Below are 893 nucleotides of genomic sequence, written 5' to 3' on the forward strand. Positions count from 1 at the left end.
ATCACCTGCGCCAAAGACCCCCAGTTCTTCACCTGCTCTCGTCATCCCGGCCAACGAGCCGGGAACCATCCAAAGTACAATTCAAATACCACAGACAACAGTATGTGCTCTCAGATATCGCTCTAAAGTTGTTAAACCGAGTCGCCGGTAAGTGGATCCCGCATCAAGTGCGGGATGACAAAGAGTGAGTGCGGGATGACGGAGTGTGGGGCCACTTTAATGACAGAGTGAGGGCACTTGGATGACGGCGCGTGGGTTCATTTCAGTGTTTAGAACATTATCTGCAACCATCATCATAAGCTCCAATTCTTAGGTCACCTAAACTTTGATTAAATCGAAGAGTACAAATCTCGCCAATCCAGGTTCATTTTTTCTATTAGTTCGATTTTCCAACGTCGTCGCCAGCGTTTTAGCTGCTTTTCTCGTTTAATTGCACTTTGAATGCTCTGGCTCGTTTCATAATAAACAAGGTTTAATACTTCATACCTTGCGGTAAAACACGATAAATCAATTTTACTCTTGTGCTGCCAGACTCGCTGCTTCAGGTTTGTCGTAACACCTGTATATAAAGTGCCATAGGGAGCCGAAGCCATAATGTATACATAAGCTTGCATCAGGATATCCTTTCCTTTTTCTAGTGATAGAATTTTAGCTTACATTCTCACCCACTGTTTCGTGATTTTATAAAAACCAGTCCTCTCCTCTCGTCATCCCGGCCAACGAGCCAGGAACCATCCAAAGTACAATTCAAATGCCACAGACAACAGTATGCACTCTCAGATATCGCTCTAAAGTTGTTAAACCGAGTCGCCGGTAGGTGGATCCCGCATCAAGTGCGGGATGACGGAGTGTGGTGTCAATACGGTAGTTTAATCACCTGCGCCAAAGACCCC

1 protein-coding gene is annotated in these 893 nt (G+C 45.4%); it reads right to left on the minus strand.

The window, feature by feature from the left end; translation table 11 throughout:
- Positions 1-329: 329 nt before the first annotated feature.
- Entirely contained in the window at positions 330-614 is a 285-nt protein-coding gene (locus tag CWB99_RS22125) for a GIY-YIG nuclease family protein (RefSeq protein WP_138553689.1), read from the minus strand.
- Between the last annotated feature and the right edge of the window lie 279 nt (positions 615-893).

The sequence above is a fragment of the Pseudoalteromonas rubra genome (genome assembly GCF_005887095.1).
In the GTDB taxonomy this organism is placed as follows: Bacteria; Pseudomonadota; Gammaproteobacteria; order Enterobacterales; family Alteromonadaceae; genus Pseudoalteromonas; species Pseudoalteromonas rubra_E.